A 16320-nucleotide genomic window follows, 5' to 3' on the forward strand; every position below is an offset into this window, starting at 1 on the left:
TTAGTGATTGTACTCACTTAACTCAGTGTCCAAAACTGCTGGTGCGGATCAGTATCTACAAGTCCACCCGCTTTAACAGCAGCTACAAGTGTATTGAAAGAGCCATTTCCTACTGCGACATCGACGATATCTTTTTTCATCTCATGATGATTGGCGTTAGCGAATGCACTAAAAAAAAGTGCAGCGACAAGAAGAGATAGAGACTTGCTAATTTTATTAATCATGTTGGAATCCTTTGAGTTTGTCCGTTATTTTCGTCAGGTATTACGAAAGGCTCAAAGCGATGGATCAATTTATACCAATCACAGTAAGTAAGTGATCAAAAATAGCGCAGGATAAAAGCTTGAGAACAAGGCTGCTCTTTTCAATAAATAGTTTCGATAAGTAGTTATTCTACAATCAAAAAACCTAACGACGTTATCGAGATTTTTAACAAGCTAGGGTGAACAGTTATTTACTACGATTGGTATTATTATACCTTTGAGCTATTTGCTTCGAGAGCGAACTTTACTCTATGAACAGGCGAGTGAGGGCCTTCAATGGTGCATTTTTAGTATTTGAGTTTGTTATTTATGGGCTGTGGCGACTGTTTTATGGGCTATGACGATTATTCAATTATTTCTGTCACTTACGGTTGTAGCTACTCGTTGCTATCCGTAATATGAAAATTAGCTTAAGGATAGAAATAGACAGTAAGGAATCACTTTGGAAATACAAATTAGACATCTTGAAACCACAGACAACCAAGACATTTTTGATATTTATCGTCATTCATCAGTATCAGAAAATACCTCACAAAAACCTTTCCTTAGCTCTGATCAAGTGGAGCGATTGTTTGGTCATTCAGACCATTTCACTTTAGTCGCAGAAGTGTCAGGTAAAGTCGTTGGGCACATTACCTTATTCATGACGACTAAGGTGAGAGACCGACATAGTGCTGGCTTAGGGATTGCGATTCACCCTGATGCACACGGCAAAGGGGTTGGGAAGGCATTAATGAAAGAAGCGATTAATCAGGCTGATAATTGGCTTAATCTTGTTCGTCTGGAGCTAGAGGTTCATGCCGATAACAACGCTGCCATTGCTTTGTATAAACGAGTGGGTTTTCAGTTAGAAGGCACTAAAAGGCTGAGTACATTCAAAGGCGGGAAATACATTGATATGTTATTGATGTCGAGGATTAGACCTGATTATCGTTGATTTTTACACCTATAACGTCCTATTTAGATAAAATCAAAGAAGCTGGCAGTGTGCCAGCTTCTTTGGTTTGAACAAGATACTTTATAGACTTGTTTGTAATCGAATCTACTTGTTCACGTAATCTTTGAATTTCTGCTTCGTTTCAGCATCGGCTTTTTCGTACCAAAAATACAACATTTCTTCAGCTGTGTTAGCCGCATTTCCATCAATTTTTGCTGGAAGTGTTACAGGTTGAACAACCGCTGCTGTTGCGCCTGCTGTTGTACCTATAGCTAGCGCAGCAATGCCGCCTTGCTGGTTGTATTCTTTTGCTTCTTGAGGGTATTTACGTCCAATTTGCATACCGTCTTTAACTAGCTTGTCTTGCTTAACGCTGATTTCATTCTGGTTCTCGTCAACAAGGCTCCACTCTAAGTTTTTAAACCCAGATTTTGCTTCTGCTGTGTTGCGGTATTTTGGCAGATCGAAAGTCAGTGTGGTATCAGTCGCATCGAATGTTGCGATAACAGCGTCGCTGTCTACGAATTCACGATCGTTACCTTTATCAAATGCAAGTTGATATTGGAATACGATTTGGTTTTGGCCATCTGGTAACGTCAGTGTTTTATGAGAAGAGAATAAGCCGCCGTCTAAGTCAGGCTTAGCTTCGTTAACCGCTAGAATATCAACACTGGATGGAACTTGGATTTCAACGTCAGCTAATACTGAAGGTGCAGCAACGATAGCTGAGAGTAGGGCAATGCTTTGGATTGTCTTCATAATCATACAGTTGTTAGGGTGAGTTAAAATACAATCGCACGCATATCTCTGTATTTCAAGTGATGTCCGTGGGATTTGAAAAAATTTGCGTAATCTTAACGTAACGGTCATAAACGAGGCGAGCTACAAGGCTATGCGAGTAAATGTATGCGGATAACCTTGTTCGTCACTCGTTTGTTAAAGGCTTATGTAGGACAGTTTTCATTGTTGATATACTGAAAAGCCGTGATAGCACTTGAGCTATCACGGCTTTGTTTCGCTTTCCTAGGGTTGGTTAAGCTTTAGCTAATTATTTAGCTTGCGCTGCTGCCGCTTCTAGTTGCTTAAGTTTACCTTGAAGCATGTACGCATTCTGGTTGAAGTTACCAGGGTTCAACACTTGGCTTTGCTGCATTGGGTAGTCAGGTAGTGTGTTCATGAATTCTTGTACTTTGCCGCCTACTGGTACGAATAGCCACATATTGTCTGCCATCCAGCGTAGGTACATGCCTGATTCGTGTGGTGCTTTTTCGAATGGGTCAGCACGTAGGTGAACGACTTGAGGCCAGTTTGGTTGGAAACGAACTGCATCAACAATGTTACCGTCCATAACAGCGAATGAAATCTTGAAGTCATTCCAACGTACCGCATTTAGTTCAGCGTTAGCAGAGAAGTAAAGCATGCTGTCACGAGGGCCTTGCTCTTCTTTACCTTGGAAGTAAGGTAGGAAGTTGTAACCATCTAGGTGTACACGCCAGTTTTTACCGTTGTAAGTCGCCCCTTTATCAGACGCTAGTTTCTCAACCACTTTATCATCACCAGCGGCTGCTAGAAGAGTCGGGATCCAGTCTTGGTGGCCCATGATGTCGTTGATCTTCGTTCCCGGTTTGATAGTACCAGGCCAGCGAACTAGCTGAGGAACACGCATACCGCCTTCGTAAGTTGTACCTTTTTCACCGTGGAAGTAAGTAGCACCACCATCAGGCCAAGAAACTGTCTCTGCACCGTTATCGGTAGAGTAGATTACGATCGTGTTGTCTGCGATTTTAAGCTCATCAAGTTTGTCTAGAAGGATACCCACTTGGTCATCGTGCTCTAGCATGCCGTCTGCGTAGATGCTGATACCAGATTTACCTTGATACTTCTCTTGTAGACGAGTCCACACGTGCATACGAGTCGTGTTGTGCCAGATGAAGAATGGTTTGTCAGCTTTCACTGCTTTTTCCATGAATGCTAAAGATTCTTCTAGGAACTCTTCATCCGCGTGCTCCATTCGCTTACGCGTCATAGGGCCTGTATCTTCAATCTTACCGTCAGAAGTCGACTTGATTACACCACGAGGGCCAAAGTTCTTACGGAACTCTGGGTCTTTAGGGTAGTAGTATGTTTCCGGCTCTTCTTCCGCATTTAGGTGATAAAGGTTACCAAAGAACTGGTCGAAACCGTGGTTCGTTGGAAGATGCTTATCTTGGTCACCCATGTGGTTTTTACCGAACTGAGCTGTCATGTAGCCCTGTTCTTTAAGAAGGTCTGCGATAGTTGGAGCCCAATCAGGGATACCGTGGTCAGAGCCCGGCATACCGATAGTCAGTAGACCTGTACGGAAAGGTTCTTGACCGGTTAGGAATGCAGCACGGCCAGCAGTACACGATTGTTGACCGTAATGGTCAGTAAATAGTGCGCCTTCGTTAGCAATACGGTCGATGTTAGGTGTTTGATAACCCATCATGCCGTTGTTGTATGCACTGATGTTGAATACACCAATGTCATCACCCCAGATAGCAAGAATGTTTGGTTTTTCTGCTGCTGTTGCCGCTGAAGAAGCTGCTAATAAGCCAACACCTAATGCTAGTTTATTAATTTTAGTACCCATAAGGACTCCAATTCACTTTTAAGATTAATGCGTTAGAACAACACATCGATGAGCAAATGTTATTCTCAAAATTCCGTTCCGTCCTTTTATAGTGCTTATAACCAATCGTTATGATGTTTAGTTAACTTATTGATTCATATCAGTTCTAGTGTGTTGCCAGAACAACCCCTTAGTTTGTATGTGTGATCCTTATCATGTTTGTTGCCGTAAACCTTATCGATGACTTCTGTATCCATATCTCGATGAAAATGACAAAAATATTAATAGCTTAGGTAATCTCGCGTATGCGTAAAAAATGAACTATACGTTGTAGGGCAGGATGCAAATAACTTACGAAGAGGTTTCTATGACAGCGAAGTATGGCGCTAAACGTCGATTAGCGATTTTGGGTACAGCAATGATGGCCGCGTCTAGCGCCACTTTTGCAGCAGAAAAGCCAAATATATTGGTCATTTGGGGGGACGACATTGGTCAATCCAATGTGAGTGCGTACACATTTGGCTTAATGGGTTACCGCACTCCAAATATTGATAGCATCGCCAAAGAAGGCATGATGTTTACCGATTATTATGCGGAGCAGTCTTGTACCGCAGGTCGCTCAACGTTCATCACGGGTCAAAGTGTTCTTAGAACGGGTTTAAGTAAAGTAGGCCTTCCAGGAGCAGACATTGGTTTGCAAGCGGAGGATGCAACGATTGCAGAAATGCTTAAACCTATGGGGTACATGACAGGTCAATTTGGTAAAAACCACCTTGGCGATAAAGATGAATTCCTTCCAACAGCACACGGGTTTGACGAATTTTTTGGCAACCTTTACCACCTGAATGCTGAAGAAGAACCGGAGAATGAAGATTACCCAACTGACCCAGAGTTCCGTAAGAAATTTGGCCCTCGTGGTGTGATCAAATCATTCGCAGATGGCAAGATTGAAGATACAGGCCCACTAACGCGTAAGCGTATGGAAACGGTCGATGAAGAAACACTAGACGCGGCACTTGATTTCATGGATCGCGCAGTGAAAGCGGACAAACCATTCTTCGTTTGGTGGAACGCAACAAGAATGCACTTTAGAACGCACGTGCAGCCAGATAGCAAAGGTGTAACCGGCATCAGTAATTACGCTGATGGTATGGTTGAGCACGATCGACACGTTGGACAACTATTGAAGCAAGTGGATGAGTTGGGCATCAAAGACAACACCATCGTTTTCTACTCAACGGATAACGGTCCACACATGAACTCTTGGCCTGATGCCGGTACAACGCCGTTCCGTGGTGAGAAAAACACCAACTGGGAAGGCGCATACCGTGTACCAGCAATGGTTCGTTGGCCAGGAAAGATTGAACCGGGCAGTGTTTCAAATGAAATCATGCACCACATGGACTGGATGCCAACCTTCGTTGCAGCTGCTGGTGATGATCAGATCAAAGAGAAACTACTGAAAGGTCATACTGCGGGTGATAAAACGTTTAAAGTTCATCTAGATGGCTACAACTTCCTTCCTTACCTAACCGGTGAAGAAGAGAAAGGTCGTCGTTCGGAGATCTTCTACTTTACCGATGACGGTGACCTTGCGGCACTTCGTTACAACCAATGGAAAGCGGTGTTCATGGAGCAGCGTGCGACGGGTACCATGCAAATTTGGGCAGAACCGTTTGTAACGTTACGTCTTCCTAAGCTGTTTAACCTCCGTATGGACCCATACGAAAACGCAGATATCACATCGAATACTTACTATGACTGGTTGTTAGACCATGCCTATATGTTCGTTCCTGCACAAGCGTATGTTGGCAAGTTCTTAGAAACCTTTGCTGAATATCCACCACGTCAAAAAGCAGCGAGCTTTAGTTTGGATCAGGTTATGGAGAAACTTCAAGAGAACCATAATAAGTAAGCTTTGGTTTATTGAAACTGATAGTTTGATAAAACTGATAACACGAAAGAGCTCTTAGGAGCTCTTTTTTTATGCGCATATCGATGAGTAAATACCAGTCGTGAATATGAGTCACAACAATCAAGCTCACTGCCACTAAATAATTGTAATTTCATTGTTTTTACGTCTACCTTATTAAGCATAAGGATGTATAAAAACAAGGAATGTTATGTCTGCATGGTTGTGCTCACTAGTGAACGGATTGAAACACCAGCGAGTTGCAGTATTATCCGCAATGTTGTCTTTACCTATGTTGTCGACACTCAGTGTCAATGTGTATGCGAATGAACAAGCTCCAACGACCACTGAAGCTACGCTTATTGGTTCAGGAACTTTAGATGCCAGCTCTCCCAAGGCTACTTATGTCGGTTCTGAAGCATGCGTTGACTGTCACAGCGAAGAAGTGGAAGCGTGGCAAGGCTCTCATCATGATATGGCGATGAAACACGCGACTGATGAGTCCGTTTTGGGTGATTTCAACGATCAAACCGTGACTCATAAAGGAAAGCCCAACCGTTTTTTTCGCAAGGGAGAAGAGTTTTGGGTCAACATCGAAGGGCCGGATGGCCAATTCAAAGATTACAAAATCAGCTATACCTTCGCCTTTGAACCTCTGCAACAGTACATGGTTGAGTTTGAAGACGGACGCGTACAGTTGATTCCTTTCGCTTGGGACTCTCGCACCGAGGGCGAAGGCGGCCAACGCTGGTTTCATCTTTACCCTGATACGACCAACACCGATGAGTTTTACTGGACCAACAGTGGCCAGAACTGGAACTTCATGTGTGCAGACTGCCATTCAACAAACCTAGAGAAAAACTACGACAGCGCGAGTAATACCTACAACACCACATGGTCGGAGATTAATGTTGGTTGTGAGGCGTGTCATGGCCCTGCGAGTGAGCACGTTGAGCAGGCCCAGTTAGCCAAAGCGAATGGCGAAAAGGATGTTCAAGCCTCCGCGCATTATGGCTTTGATCGCGACTTGTCGAAGTCGGTTAAAGAATGGGTCTACCAAGAGGGCAACTCAACCCTGCAACCAAAAGACATCATCCATACCAACCAAGTTCAAACCTGTGCTCAATGCCACAGCCGACGTACTCAGTTAAATGAAACGGGTGACCACGTGAACGGGTCTTTCTTCGATAAGTATCGCTTGAGCTTGATTACCCCTGAGCTTTACCACAACGATGGTCAAATCTACGATGAAGATTACGTTTACGGATCTTTCCTTCAATCCGTGATGGCTGAAAAAGGCGTCACATGTACTAACTGCCACGATCCCCATACCGCTGAACTAAAAATTGCCGAAGAAGCTGTGTGTAGCCAATGTCACATTGCATCAGAGTACACGCCTGAAAAGCACACCTTCCACGAGGCGAATACCGAAGCTTCACAATGTACCACTTGTCACATGCCTGAGACGACTTACATGGAGGTCGACCCAAGACGCGACCACAGTTGGCATATCCCGCGTCCTGATATTAGCCAACACATTAAAACGCCGAACGTGTGTACTAGCTGTCATGAAGATCAAACCGACCAGTGGGCAGATAAGCAAATCGGTGAGTGGTTCCCAGATTCTAAGTATCGTAATCAGCAGCATTTTGCCGTTGCCTTTTATGCTGACTCAATAGGGCACCGAGGTGCAGAGGATGCGTTGGCATACTCGGCTCAGGACTCCAGCTTAAGCAATATCATTCGTGCATCGAGCTTAGAACGTTTGGGCGGCAATACGGGTAAGAATACGCTTATCTCGCTAGCAAGAGCGGTGAAACATGATGATGAGATGATCCGTTTAGGCGTTGTGCAAGGCTCGTCTGGTTTCCCATTCACTGACCGTTGGCAGATTCTAGAGCCGCTACTGAAAGACCCTGTATTATCGATTCGTTCAGAAACCGCAGGTGCATTGGTACGTTATTGGGGAGAAATGAATCCTCTGCAGAAAGACCAAATCAAGCCTGCATTGGAAGAGTACATTGAGATACAGCAATTTAATGCCGATAGAGGATTTGGACGTACTAACCTAGGCAACGTTTACCGAGATTTAGGTCAGCACGATAAAGCGATTGAGTTCTATCAAGGTGCTATCGAGATTGAGCCTTACTTCGAAAACAGCTACGCCAACTTGGCGGATTTGTATCGAGCGCAAGGTAACGAAGCAAAAGCGTTGTCGACCTTGAAGCAAGGTATTGAAGCTCAGCCTAAATCGAGTGTTTTGCCATACAGCACAGGGTTATCTCTGCTTCGTGTAAAAGATTACGAACAAGCAACGGAGTACCTTAAACAAGCTGCTGAAACTGCACAAACCGACCCACAATATTGGTATGTGTACGGATTGGCTTTGGAGAAATCGGATGTGCTTGCGGCAAGTCAATCACTGCACAAGGCTTACCAATTTAGCCGCAACCCACAGCACTTGTATGCCCAGTGTGAAGTGTTGGCGCGAAACAGCCATATACCGGGCGTACCAAAGGCGTTTGAGCAATGTATTTCATCACTGAGCAAAGTGGCACCGCCGGAGGCCATTAACCAATTGAAAGCTAAGTTTGAATAAAGCGATGAGGTGAGTTTGGCTATTGTGCTTGCTGCTTATTCCGCTTGTAACCAATTATCGCGCTTATGAGCAATTATCACGTTTATAATTTATCGCGCTGATGAACAATTATCACGTGTATAACTAATAGTTATGGGGCTTGTGAGTAGGATGTACGCAGCCAGATTGAATTAAGGGAAGACCTATGAACCATGCACAACAAGCAATAAACCAACTGATTGAACAAACAGAGAAAAGTGTTATCGGTCAGAGCCACGTCGTTCGGGCTCTGGTGATAGGGTTATTGACTAATGGGCATGTGCTTTTAGAGGGACTTCCCGGTACAGCGAAAACTCGTTCAGTGAAATCGCTGGCGAACCTACTGAACACCAGTTTTGGTCGAATTCAGTTTACGCCTGACCTGCTGCCATCAGATGTAACCGGTACAGAAGTGTATCAAGAGCTTGATGGCAAGCCTCAGCTGCATTTCCAACCGGGTCCTATTTTTAATAGCATCGTTCTGGCCGATGAAGTGAACCGTGCGCCCGCAAAGGTACAAGCGGCTCTGCTTGAAGCCATGGCGGAAGGGACGATTACGGTTGGTGGTCAAACTCATATTCTGCCAGATCTATTCATGGTGCTAGCCACTCAAAACCCAGTAGAGCAAGAAGGTACGTATCCACTCCCTGAAGCACAAATGGACCGTTTCATTATGAAAGTGACGGTCGACTATCCAGAAGATGAAGCTGAACGCGACATCATTCGACTTGTGCGCAGTGAGGAACTCGGTAGCGAGACGAGTTCAGAATTAGTCACCCCACAGCATATTGAACCTGAGTTGGTACTTGAAGCTCGCCGCCAACTTCCAGATATTGCCGTTTCCGATTTAGTTGAGAACTACATTGTGGCTTTGGTGATGGCGACTCGTAAGCCAGAGCGTTACCCAGAATCAAACCTATCAAAGTGGATTGAGATTGGCTCAAGCCCGCGTGCTTCTATTTCATTGGATAAATGCGCTCGCGCTTATGCGTGGTTGCAAGGGCGTGACCACGTCACGTTGGACGATGTGCGTGCCATGTTGCCGACCGTATTAGGCCACCGATTCTCGTTGTCTTACGATGCATTGGCCGATGGTATTGACCATCAAAGAGTGGTTGAAGAACTGCTTGATAATGTTGAGATCGGATAACTAGGGGGCGTCATGGCGAAGCCAACACAAGCTCCCAAATCGCAAGGTCTTGATCCACGATTGTACTGTGATTATTCAAGGTTAGTGCGAATTCAGGCTCAAGCTGAGTCGTTTTCTCTGTTGCCTCATCTAAAGGCGGGCAGTGTGCTGTCGGGTCGACATAATTCCCTGTTTCGTGGTCGTGGTTTGAATTTTGAGGAATTACGTCACTACCAACTTGGTGATGATATTCGTAATCTCGATTGGAAAGTCACGATGCGAACGGGTAAGCCTCATGTTCGTAGCTATACCGAAGAGAAAGACCGAAATGTAATCATCTGTGTCGATCAGCGCAGTTCGATGTTCTTTGCTTCTCAAAACACCATGAAATCAGTTGTTGCGGCCGAAGTCGCGGCATTGTGTGGATGGCGAGTCCTGAAAGATGGTGACCGTGTTGGCTTTGTTTTAGCTTCTCATCAAAAACTCTTCCACACCAAAGCACAGCGTTCACAGTCTGATTTACTGGCTCAGTTAAAGCACCTTACTAAAGCAAATCAAAGCTTAGACGTGAGTGTGAGTGACAGCGAAGGAGTCGGGTTCAGTCAATGGATTGAACTGATAAAACGAATGAGATTAAAGCAGTCGACCTTAATCTTTATTAGCGATTGGCGCGACTGCCAAGAACAACATCTAGACCGACTAAAGCAGTTACAGCAACACAACGATATCTTGGCCATAATGGTCACAGACCCATTGGAACAATCATTACCTCAAGATCTCGCAAGCGCAAATTGGGTGGTGGGTGATGGTCGCTTTCAACTTAATCTGGATAGCCAATCTAAGGTTAACCTCGCAAGTGAAAGCCTTGCTCAAAAGGCGGCACTCCAGAAACAGTCCCTTGCTAAATTAATGGCGATGAAAAACCTCCCTTATATCGAATTAGATACGTCTGGAACTCATATTTCTCAGCTTCAAAAGCTGGTGGGAGGGCGTTAGATGGCCGTTGAACATACGCCTCCAAGTACTTATATCCTTCGCGATCTGCACGATGTCGCCATTCCCGAGAGCGTGAGCTGGATGCCGCAAACTATTGGCTGGAAGATCCTTGGCGTCATTCTGTTATTGGTCGCTATCTATCTGGCTTATCGCTTGGCGCAGAGATGGTGGAATAACCGTTATCGTAAAGAAGCGCTTAAAGAGCTCATGGTATTGGATGCGAGAGACAAAAACTCAACCGAACGAACCTTCAAGGTACTGAAAGTGGTACTCCGTTACCTAGACAGCAGCAATGCCAAGCTGTTTGGCCAAGCTTATGTCAATCGCTTGAACGCTTACCTGTCTGTTAGCGCTAACACCAGTGAAAACAGCAATGCGTTCTTTGCCGATGAAGTTTCGGGGTTATGGATGCAGAGCCTAATTGACCCTAAAGTACGTTTGAGCTTTGAACAGCGTTTAGAGGTGATTCAAACTGCGATGATGTGGCTAAAGCTTCATAAACCCGATGTACAAACAAAACCGAATGTACAGGTAATGGCTGAGGGGCAAGACAATGTTTGATGTTTTATCTGCCAGCTTTGAATTTGCGCACCCGCTATGGTTTATCGCGCTGCCTTTGCCGTTGTTAGTCTACTTTGCCGTGCCAGCTTACCGAACTAAGCAAATGGCTATTAAGGTGCCATTTTTTCGAGAATTGGTTGAAGCGATTGGCGAAGCACCGTCACAAGGTGCCAGCCAGTTAACACCAAGCTGGTGGCAACGGACCACGCTCATTATTACTTGGGTATTGGTCGTGTGTGCGTTAGCGAAACCAACCATTCTTGGTGAGCCACAAATTCGTGAACAATTGGGTCGTGATGTGATGGTGGTGGTCGATTTATCCGGCTCAATGGCGGAGCAAGATTTTACCTCTCAGCAAGGCGATAAAATCTCTCGTTTAGATGCGACCAAAGAAGTGCTGGCTGATTTTGCGACTACCCGAAAAGGGGATCGACTCGGTTTGATTCTTTTTGGTGATGCAGCGTTTGTACAAACACCGTTTACAGCTGACCAAGATGTGTGGCTTGAACTGCTTAATCAAACCGATGTCGCTATGGCAGGGCAAAGCACGCACTTAGGTGATGCAATTGGCTTGGCGATTAAGGTGTTTGAACAAAGCGAAAAGCAAAGTGCTGCCGTTCAAGATTCAAGTGTTGATGCCAACGAAAAAGAGAAGGTCGTGATCGTACTAACCGACGGTAATGATACGGGAAGCTTTGTTGAACCGATTGATGCAGCCAAAGTTGCGAAGGCGAAAGGCGTTCGTATTCACGTGATCGCCCTGGGTGACCCACAAACCGTTGGTGAAGTGGCTTTGGATATGGGAATCATCAAACGAGTGGCTCAAGAGTCTGGTGGCGAAGCATTTGAAGCGCTCAACCGCGATGAGCTGACTAAAGCCTACGCTCAAATCGGTGAGCTAGAGCCTCAGCTGTATGAGAGTACGACTTATCGTCCTAAACAGGGGTTACATCATTACTTGATGGCCATTGTTATTGTGATGTATTTGACTGCTTTTAGCTTGGCGACAATTCGTAGAAGAGCACTTTTGGTTTCTTCAAATAAAAATTTGAAAGGAGAGAACGATGCCTGATTCTCTCATGTTGCAACAGTTCTTTACTCAGTTTCACTTTATTCGACCATTGTGGTTATTGGCTTTTATTCCGATGTTCTTCTTGTTATGGGTTCGTTGGAGAGAAGAAACTAAGCCGACGTGGAAAGATATTCTTCCCGTGCATTTACGTGATGCCTTGACGATTGGCGAAACAGGCTGGCGTAAGCAGCTGCCATTGAAGCTATTGGTGGTGATTGTAACTATCGCCATCATTATTTGTTCGGGCCCAACATGGCAGCGTGAGGCTTCACCTTTTGGGGAAGACAAAGCGTCGATGTTAGTGGTGCTTGATAACAGCGAATCCATGCTGGCGAAAGACTTACCACCGAGTCGCTTGGAACGCTCTAAACAGAAAATTAGAGACTTATTAGCAGCGCGCAAGGGCGGTAATACGGGCTTAGTGGTTTACGCAGGCAGCGCACACGTCGCGATGCCTGTGACTCAAGACAGCAAGGTATTCGAACCGTTTCTAGCGGCTATCACACCCGACATCATGCCGGTATCAGGTAAGTCAGCAGAAGAAGCACTGCCACTCATAAATCAGCAATTGTCTGGTGAGCTAGGTTCGTCAGTGTTGTTGGTATCGGATGGTGTAAATCCAAGTACCATCAGAGCGTTCGAGAGTTTCTTTAACGACAACCCGTATCAGTTGCTTATTCTAGCCGCAGGAAACAGTAATGTGGTGAGCGATAATCCTGTCGACCTCGATTCATTACGCAATTTGGCGAGTAAGACAGGTGGACGACTGATCGAAGTGACCGTTGATGATTCGGATATCCAACAGCTCAACAACGCGGTTGAAAGAAACATGCAACTCAACGGTGAGTCTTCAATGCCTTGGAAAGACATGGGATACGGGCTGCTTATTCCAATGGCTATCATTATGTTGTTGTGGTTCAGAAAAGGGTGGTTGGTTCAGTGGTGTGTTGTTGGCGTGCTGATTACAGGTAGCATGTATTCACCAGACACTTTGGCGAAAACAGTCAACTTAACCGCTGAGAAACCCGTTGTGGTGGAGTCGGTTACGGTTTGGGATAAAACAGCCCAATGGTGGTGGGATTTATGGTTAACGCCCGACCAGCAAGGTCAACGCCTGTTGAACCAGAAGGAATACCTTGAAGCGGCAAAACATTTTACTGACCCAATGCGAAAGGGCGCGGCTTACTACTATGCTCGTGATTTTAAGTTAGCTCACAGTGCCTTTTTACAAACCAAAACCGATTATGGTTTGTATAACGCCGCGAGTGCTTTAGCTCGACAGCGAGAATACCTTGCCGCGCGAGACCTTTTGAAGTCATTAAGCGAGAAAGAGGGTCTGTCACCAGAACTAAGAACGGATGTGGAGAACAATCTTGCTGTGCTTAGTGGCATTGTCGAAGAGGTTAATCGCACCAGTGAAAGCCAATCAGGCACAACTGATGGCCCTGAAGAATCTTTAGAATTAGATGACGACCAGCCGCGCACGGGTGATGGTGCAGAAGAGGAAACGGTAGCGGAATTGATGCTTAAGGAAACACTTAACGCGAATGAGATTTTGGGTAGCCAAGAGCTTGCCGACAAGTGGTTGAAGCGAGTAGAAGCCGATCCTAAGTTCTTCTTGAAATCCAAATTCCAAATTCAGTTAAGAGATCCTGCGCCTTCGATCGAGCAGATGCGAAAACAAGAACAGACGCCAAAACAGGAGCAAACCCAATGAGTCGACATGATTTAGCTCTTGAATTGATTCAAGTAAAGGTAGGGCGCTCAGAATCCTTTAAACTAACCAAGACCTTGCTTGTGTCGATGGTTCTATTGATTAGCACTGTTTTCCCTACACTTGCTTCTGCGACGGATATCTATGATCTGCAGAAGAGTGGTGATGTTGAACTGATCGCTTGGGTTGGAGACAAACCGAAGTCAGGCGATAAGATAACGCCAGCGAAAGTCAGCGTTAATGAGCAAGTGATTCTGAATATTGAGGTGGCGACCCCTCGCTGGCTAACGGGTGGTACGCGAATTGGCAGCATCGAAATCCCCAATGTTATTGCTAAGCAGCGCAACCAACTCGCGACGAACTACACAGAGCGAGTGGGTGGCACAACATGGTCACGTCAACGTTGGGAAGTGACGCTTTATCCGATGACTTCTGGCGAGTTTGTGATTCCTACAGTGCCTGTTCGTATTCAAGTGTCAGCACCTGATGGCTCAAACGTTGGCGGCACGCTTTACACGCAGCCGATTAAGTTTGAAGCCTCATTACCGTCTGGTTTGTTAAGCGATGAATCGCCTTGGTTTTCAGCGACAGACGTGGATGTTGAGCAGCAATGGCAACGTTCGAGCGAAGACTTAAAAGTGGGTGATGCGGTTACGCGAACCGTGACGATCAAAGCGAAAGACAGTTTGTCGGTGTTACTTCCCAATGTGTTGACCAATGAATCGACTCAGCAATATCAAGCTTACCCTCAGCCTAATCGTTTAGATGACACACAAGAACGTGGTGACTATCGGTCCAGTAGAATTGAAGAGACGGTTTATGTGATTCAGCAAGGTGGTGAATTTACCTTACCGGAGTTCACATTCCAGTGGTGGGACAGCAAAAATCAGCGTCTTGAGAGCGTGGTGATAAAAGGCGAGGTGTTTGAAGCAAAACATACGCTCCGATCTTTCATCAAGGCTTACATGTCGATCTTTATAAGCGTTGGTTTGGCAGTGGTGTTATGTGGCATGTTATTCGTTACGGCGAAGCGCTATTACAAAAATCGACCAACACCAAGTTGGTTGGTATTGCGTCGTTTGCTTAAGCAAAATAATTGGCCCGCATTGAGAACCTTTATCTATCGTCAATTACGAAACCAAACTTCTCAGCTAGAACTGAATAAAGCGAAACTGGGTAAAGCGCAACTTGGTAATTTGAATGGACAAAAACGTTGGGTGGAAGACAGTGAATCCCTCCAACAAGGGCGAGAAGACAAAAACGTATTTACTCGTTTGTGGAGAGGGTTACGTAACTTACCCAATGACACATCAAACTCAAGCAATTCTCGTTCAATTTTCGACCGCTTGAAAATCCCTAAAGCCTTGCCAAACTTAAAAGATAGAACTAAGTAGCAAACTTTAGTTATTCGCATCGAACAAAATCGGCAGGCTCTCTACTATAGGGGACCTGCTTCTTTAATATGGAACTGTATGAAAAGCACCGAACTCAATTTAATTCCTATATTTGTTGCTATCTATGAAGAGCAGAACTTATCTAGGGCTGCTAATCGCATGGATATAAGCCAACCTGCTGTGAGCAAAGCGCTTGCACGGTTGCGAGATATCTATGACGAGCCACTGTTTCACCGTACCACATCAGGCGTAGAGCCAACCACATTCGCTATTGATATCTATCCGGCAATGGCCGCTGCGCTTAAAAATTTCACTTCTACCTTATCCGCATCAAGAGATTTCGACCCCAAAACTTCAGGGCGCGTGTATTCAATTGCCTGCGTCTCGGCGGCGAGCTACGAAATGATGCCAAGAGTGATGCAGTTAATCAGCCAAGTTGCACCTGGTATCGCGTTAGAAGTTCACCCTCTATTTACGGAAGATTACGAGTCTGATTTAAGGCTTCAAAGACACGATGTTATTATCGATATGACACCTAAAGGAAGAACCATGCTCAAGCATGAGGTGATCTCTAAAGAGGAACTGGTGGTGGTGTGCCGCAAAGACCATCCTACGATTGGTGATACGATTGATATGGAGCAGTTCCTATCAGTTGAGCATGTGGTTGTATCTCGTTGGCATGCACGTAAAAGCTTATTGAGTTCTGAACACTACAGTGACCTTGAAAAGCGCAGAATAGTCTATCGCGCTGCGGGTGTTGTTGAGATGCTGCCAGTTATTGAGGGCTCTGATTACATCGGAGTGTTACCTATGTCATCGGTGCGTTGTTTTTCTGAAAAGTACTCGGTTAAAACACTACCACTACCATTCGAATTGGAAGACCTCGATATGTGTATGATTTGGCACCCGAGTCGCACTAATGAACCTAGCCACAAGTGGTTGCGCGCTAAGATCAAAGCGGCAGCAAAAGACATATCAAGTTAGCCTCTAAAGGGCGATTAATGGAAAATGTTTGTGCGAATAGCCGTTATTCCCAGCACTGACATACGTTGATTGGATTTCGACCTAACTACAGGCAATCAAAAAGAGCCGCTTATCTGTTTTGACTGAGTCAGTCTGAATTGATAAGTGGCTC

12 protein-coding genes and 1 pseudogene are annotated in these 16320 nt (G+C 45.3%); 10 read left to right on the forward strand and 3 right to left on the reverse strand.

Annotated elements, in window-relative coordinates:
• Positions 1 to 50 precede the first annotated feature (50 nt).
• Positions 51 to 224, reverse strand: a pseudogene (locus tag ACED28_RS11895) (fasciclin domain-containing protein); the annotation flags it as partial.
• Between the two features lie 481 nt (positions 225 to 705).
• On the opposite strand from ACED28_RS11895, the gene ACED28_RS11900 reads away from it, so the two are divergent.
• Entirely contained in the window at positions 706 to 1200 is a 495-nt protein-coding gene (locus tag ACED28_RS11900) for a GNAT family N-acetyltransferase (RefSeq protein WP_135443728.1), read from the forward strand.
• Between the two features lie 105 nt (positions 1201 to 1305).
• Here ACED28_RS11900 and ACED28_RS11905 read toward each other — a convergent pair whose 3' ends face one another.
• Positions 1306 to 1959 carry a DUF2057 family protein gene (locus tag ACED28_RS11905; protein ID WP_012600757.1) on the reverse strand — a complete coding sequence of 218 codons (654 nt, stop codon included), beginning with the start codon at positions 1957 to 1959 and terminating at the stop codon, positions 1306 to 1308.
• 289 nt (positions 1960 to 2248) lie between these two features.
• Positions 2249 to 3811: an arylsulfatase gene (locus ACED28_RS11910; protein WP_371709920.1), complete on the reverse strand. Its 1563-nt coding sequence runs from the start codon at positions 3809 to 3811 to the stop codon at positions 2249 to 2251.
• 346 nt (positions 3812 to 4157) lie between these two features.
• On the opposite strand from ACED28_RS11910, the gene ACED28_RS11915 reads away from it, so the two are divergent.
• From ACED28_RS11915 to ACED28_RS11955, 9 genes are all read left to right on the forward strand, one after another.
• On the forward strand, positions 4158 to 5705 hold the full coding sequence (locus ACED28_RS11915) for an arylsulfatase (RefSeq protein WP_029222847.1): 1548 nt from the start codon (positions 4158 to 4160) through the stop codon (positions 5703 to 5705).
• A gap of 208 nt (positions 5706 to 5913) precedes the next feature.
• Positions 5914 to 8301, forward strand: coding sequence for a tetratricopeptide repeat protein (locus tag ACED28_RS11920; RefSeq protein WP_371709921.1), 2388 nt, complete (start codon positions 5914 to 5916; stop codon positions 8299 to 8301).
• Between the two features lie 184 nt (positions 8302 to 8485).
• On the forward strand, positions 8486 to 9469 hold the full coding sequence (locus ACED28_RS11925; RefSeq protein ID WP_017099367.1) for a MoxR family ATPase: 984 nt from the start codon (positions 8486 to 8488) through the stop codon (positions 9467 to 9469).
• A 12-nt stretch (positions 9470 to 9481) separates the two neighbouring features.
• On the forward strand, positions 9482 to 10444 hold the full coding sequence (locus ACED28_RS11930; protein ID WP_017099368.1) for a DUF58 domain-containing protein: 963 nt from the start codon (positions 9482 to 9484) through the stop codon (positions 10442 to 10444).
• Positions 10445 to 11005: a DUF4381 domain-containing protein gene (locus tag ACED28_RS11935; protein ID WP_371709922.1), complete on the forward strand. Its 561-nt coding sequence runs from the start codon at positions 10445 to 10447 to the stop codon at positions 11003 to 11005. It begins immediately after the preceding gene.
• Positions 10998 to 12077 carry a VWA domain-containing protein gene (locus ACED28_RS11940; RefSeq protein ID WP_371709923.1) on the forward strand — a complete coding sequence of 360 codons (1080 nt, stop codon included), beginning with the start codon at positions 10998 to 11000 and terminating at the stop codon, positions 12075 to 12077. The genes ACED28_RS11935 and ACED28_RS11940 overlap by 8 nt, the downstream gene beginning before the upstream one ends.
• Positions 12070 to 13794, forward strand: a complete 1725-nt coding sequence (locus ACED28_RS11945; protein ID WP_371709924.1) for a VWA domain-containing protein — start codon at positions 12070 to 12072, stop codon at positions 13792 to 13794. Before ACED28_RS11940 ends, ACED28_RS11945 begins: the two co-directional genes overlap by 8 nt.
• Positions 13791 to 15185 (forward strand): BatD family protein, encoded by a 1395-nt coding sequence (locus ACED28_RS11950; RefSeq protein ID WP_371701109.1) that lies wholly within the window; start codon positions 13791 to 13793, stop codon positions 15183 to 15185. The genes ACED28_RS11945 and ACED28_RS11950 overlap by 4 nt, the downstream gene beginning before the upstream one ends.
• Positions 15186 to 15263: 78 nt before the next feature.
• The gene (locus ACED28_RS11955; RefSeq protein WP_009844964.1) at positions 15264 to 16169 is read left to right on the forward strand and encodes a LysR family transcriptional regulator; all 906 of its coding nucleotides are present in this window, start codon (positions 15264 to 15266) and stop codon (positions 16167 to 16169) included.
• Positions 16170 to 16320: the final 151 nt, after the last annotated feature.

Source organism: Vibrio sp. 1F253, from assembly GCF_041439295.1.
Lineage (GTDB): Bacteria > Pseudomonadota > Gammaproteobacteria > Enterobacterales > Vibrionaceae > Vibrio > Vibrio tasmaniensis_A.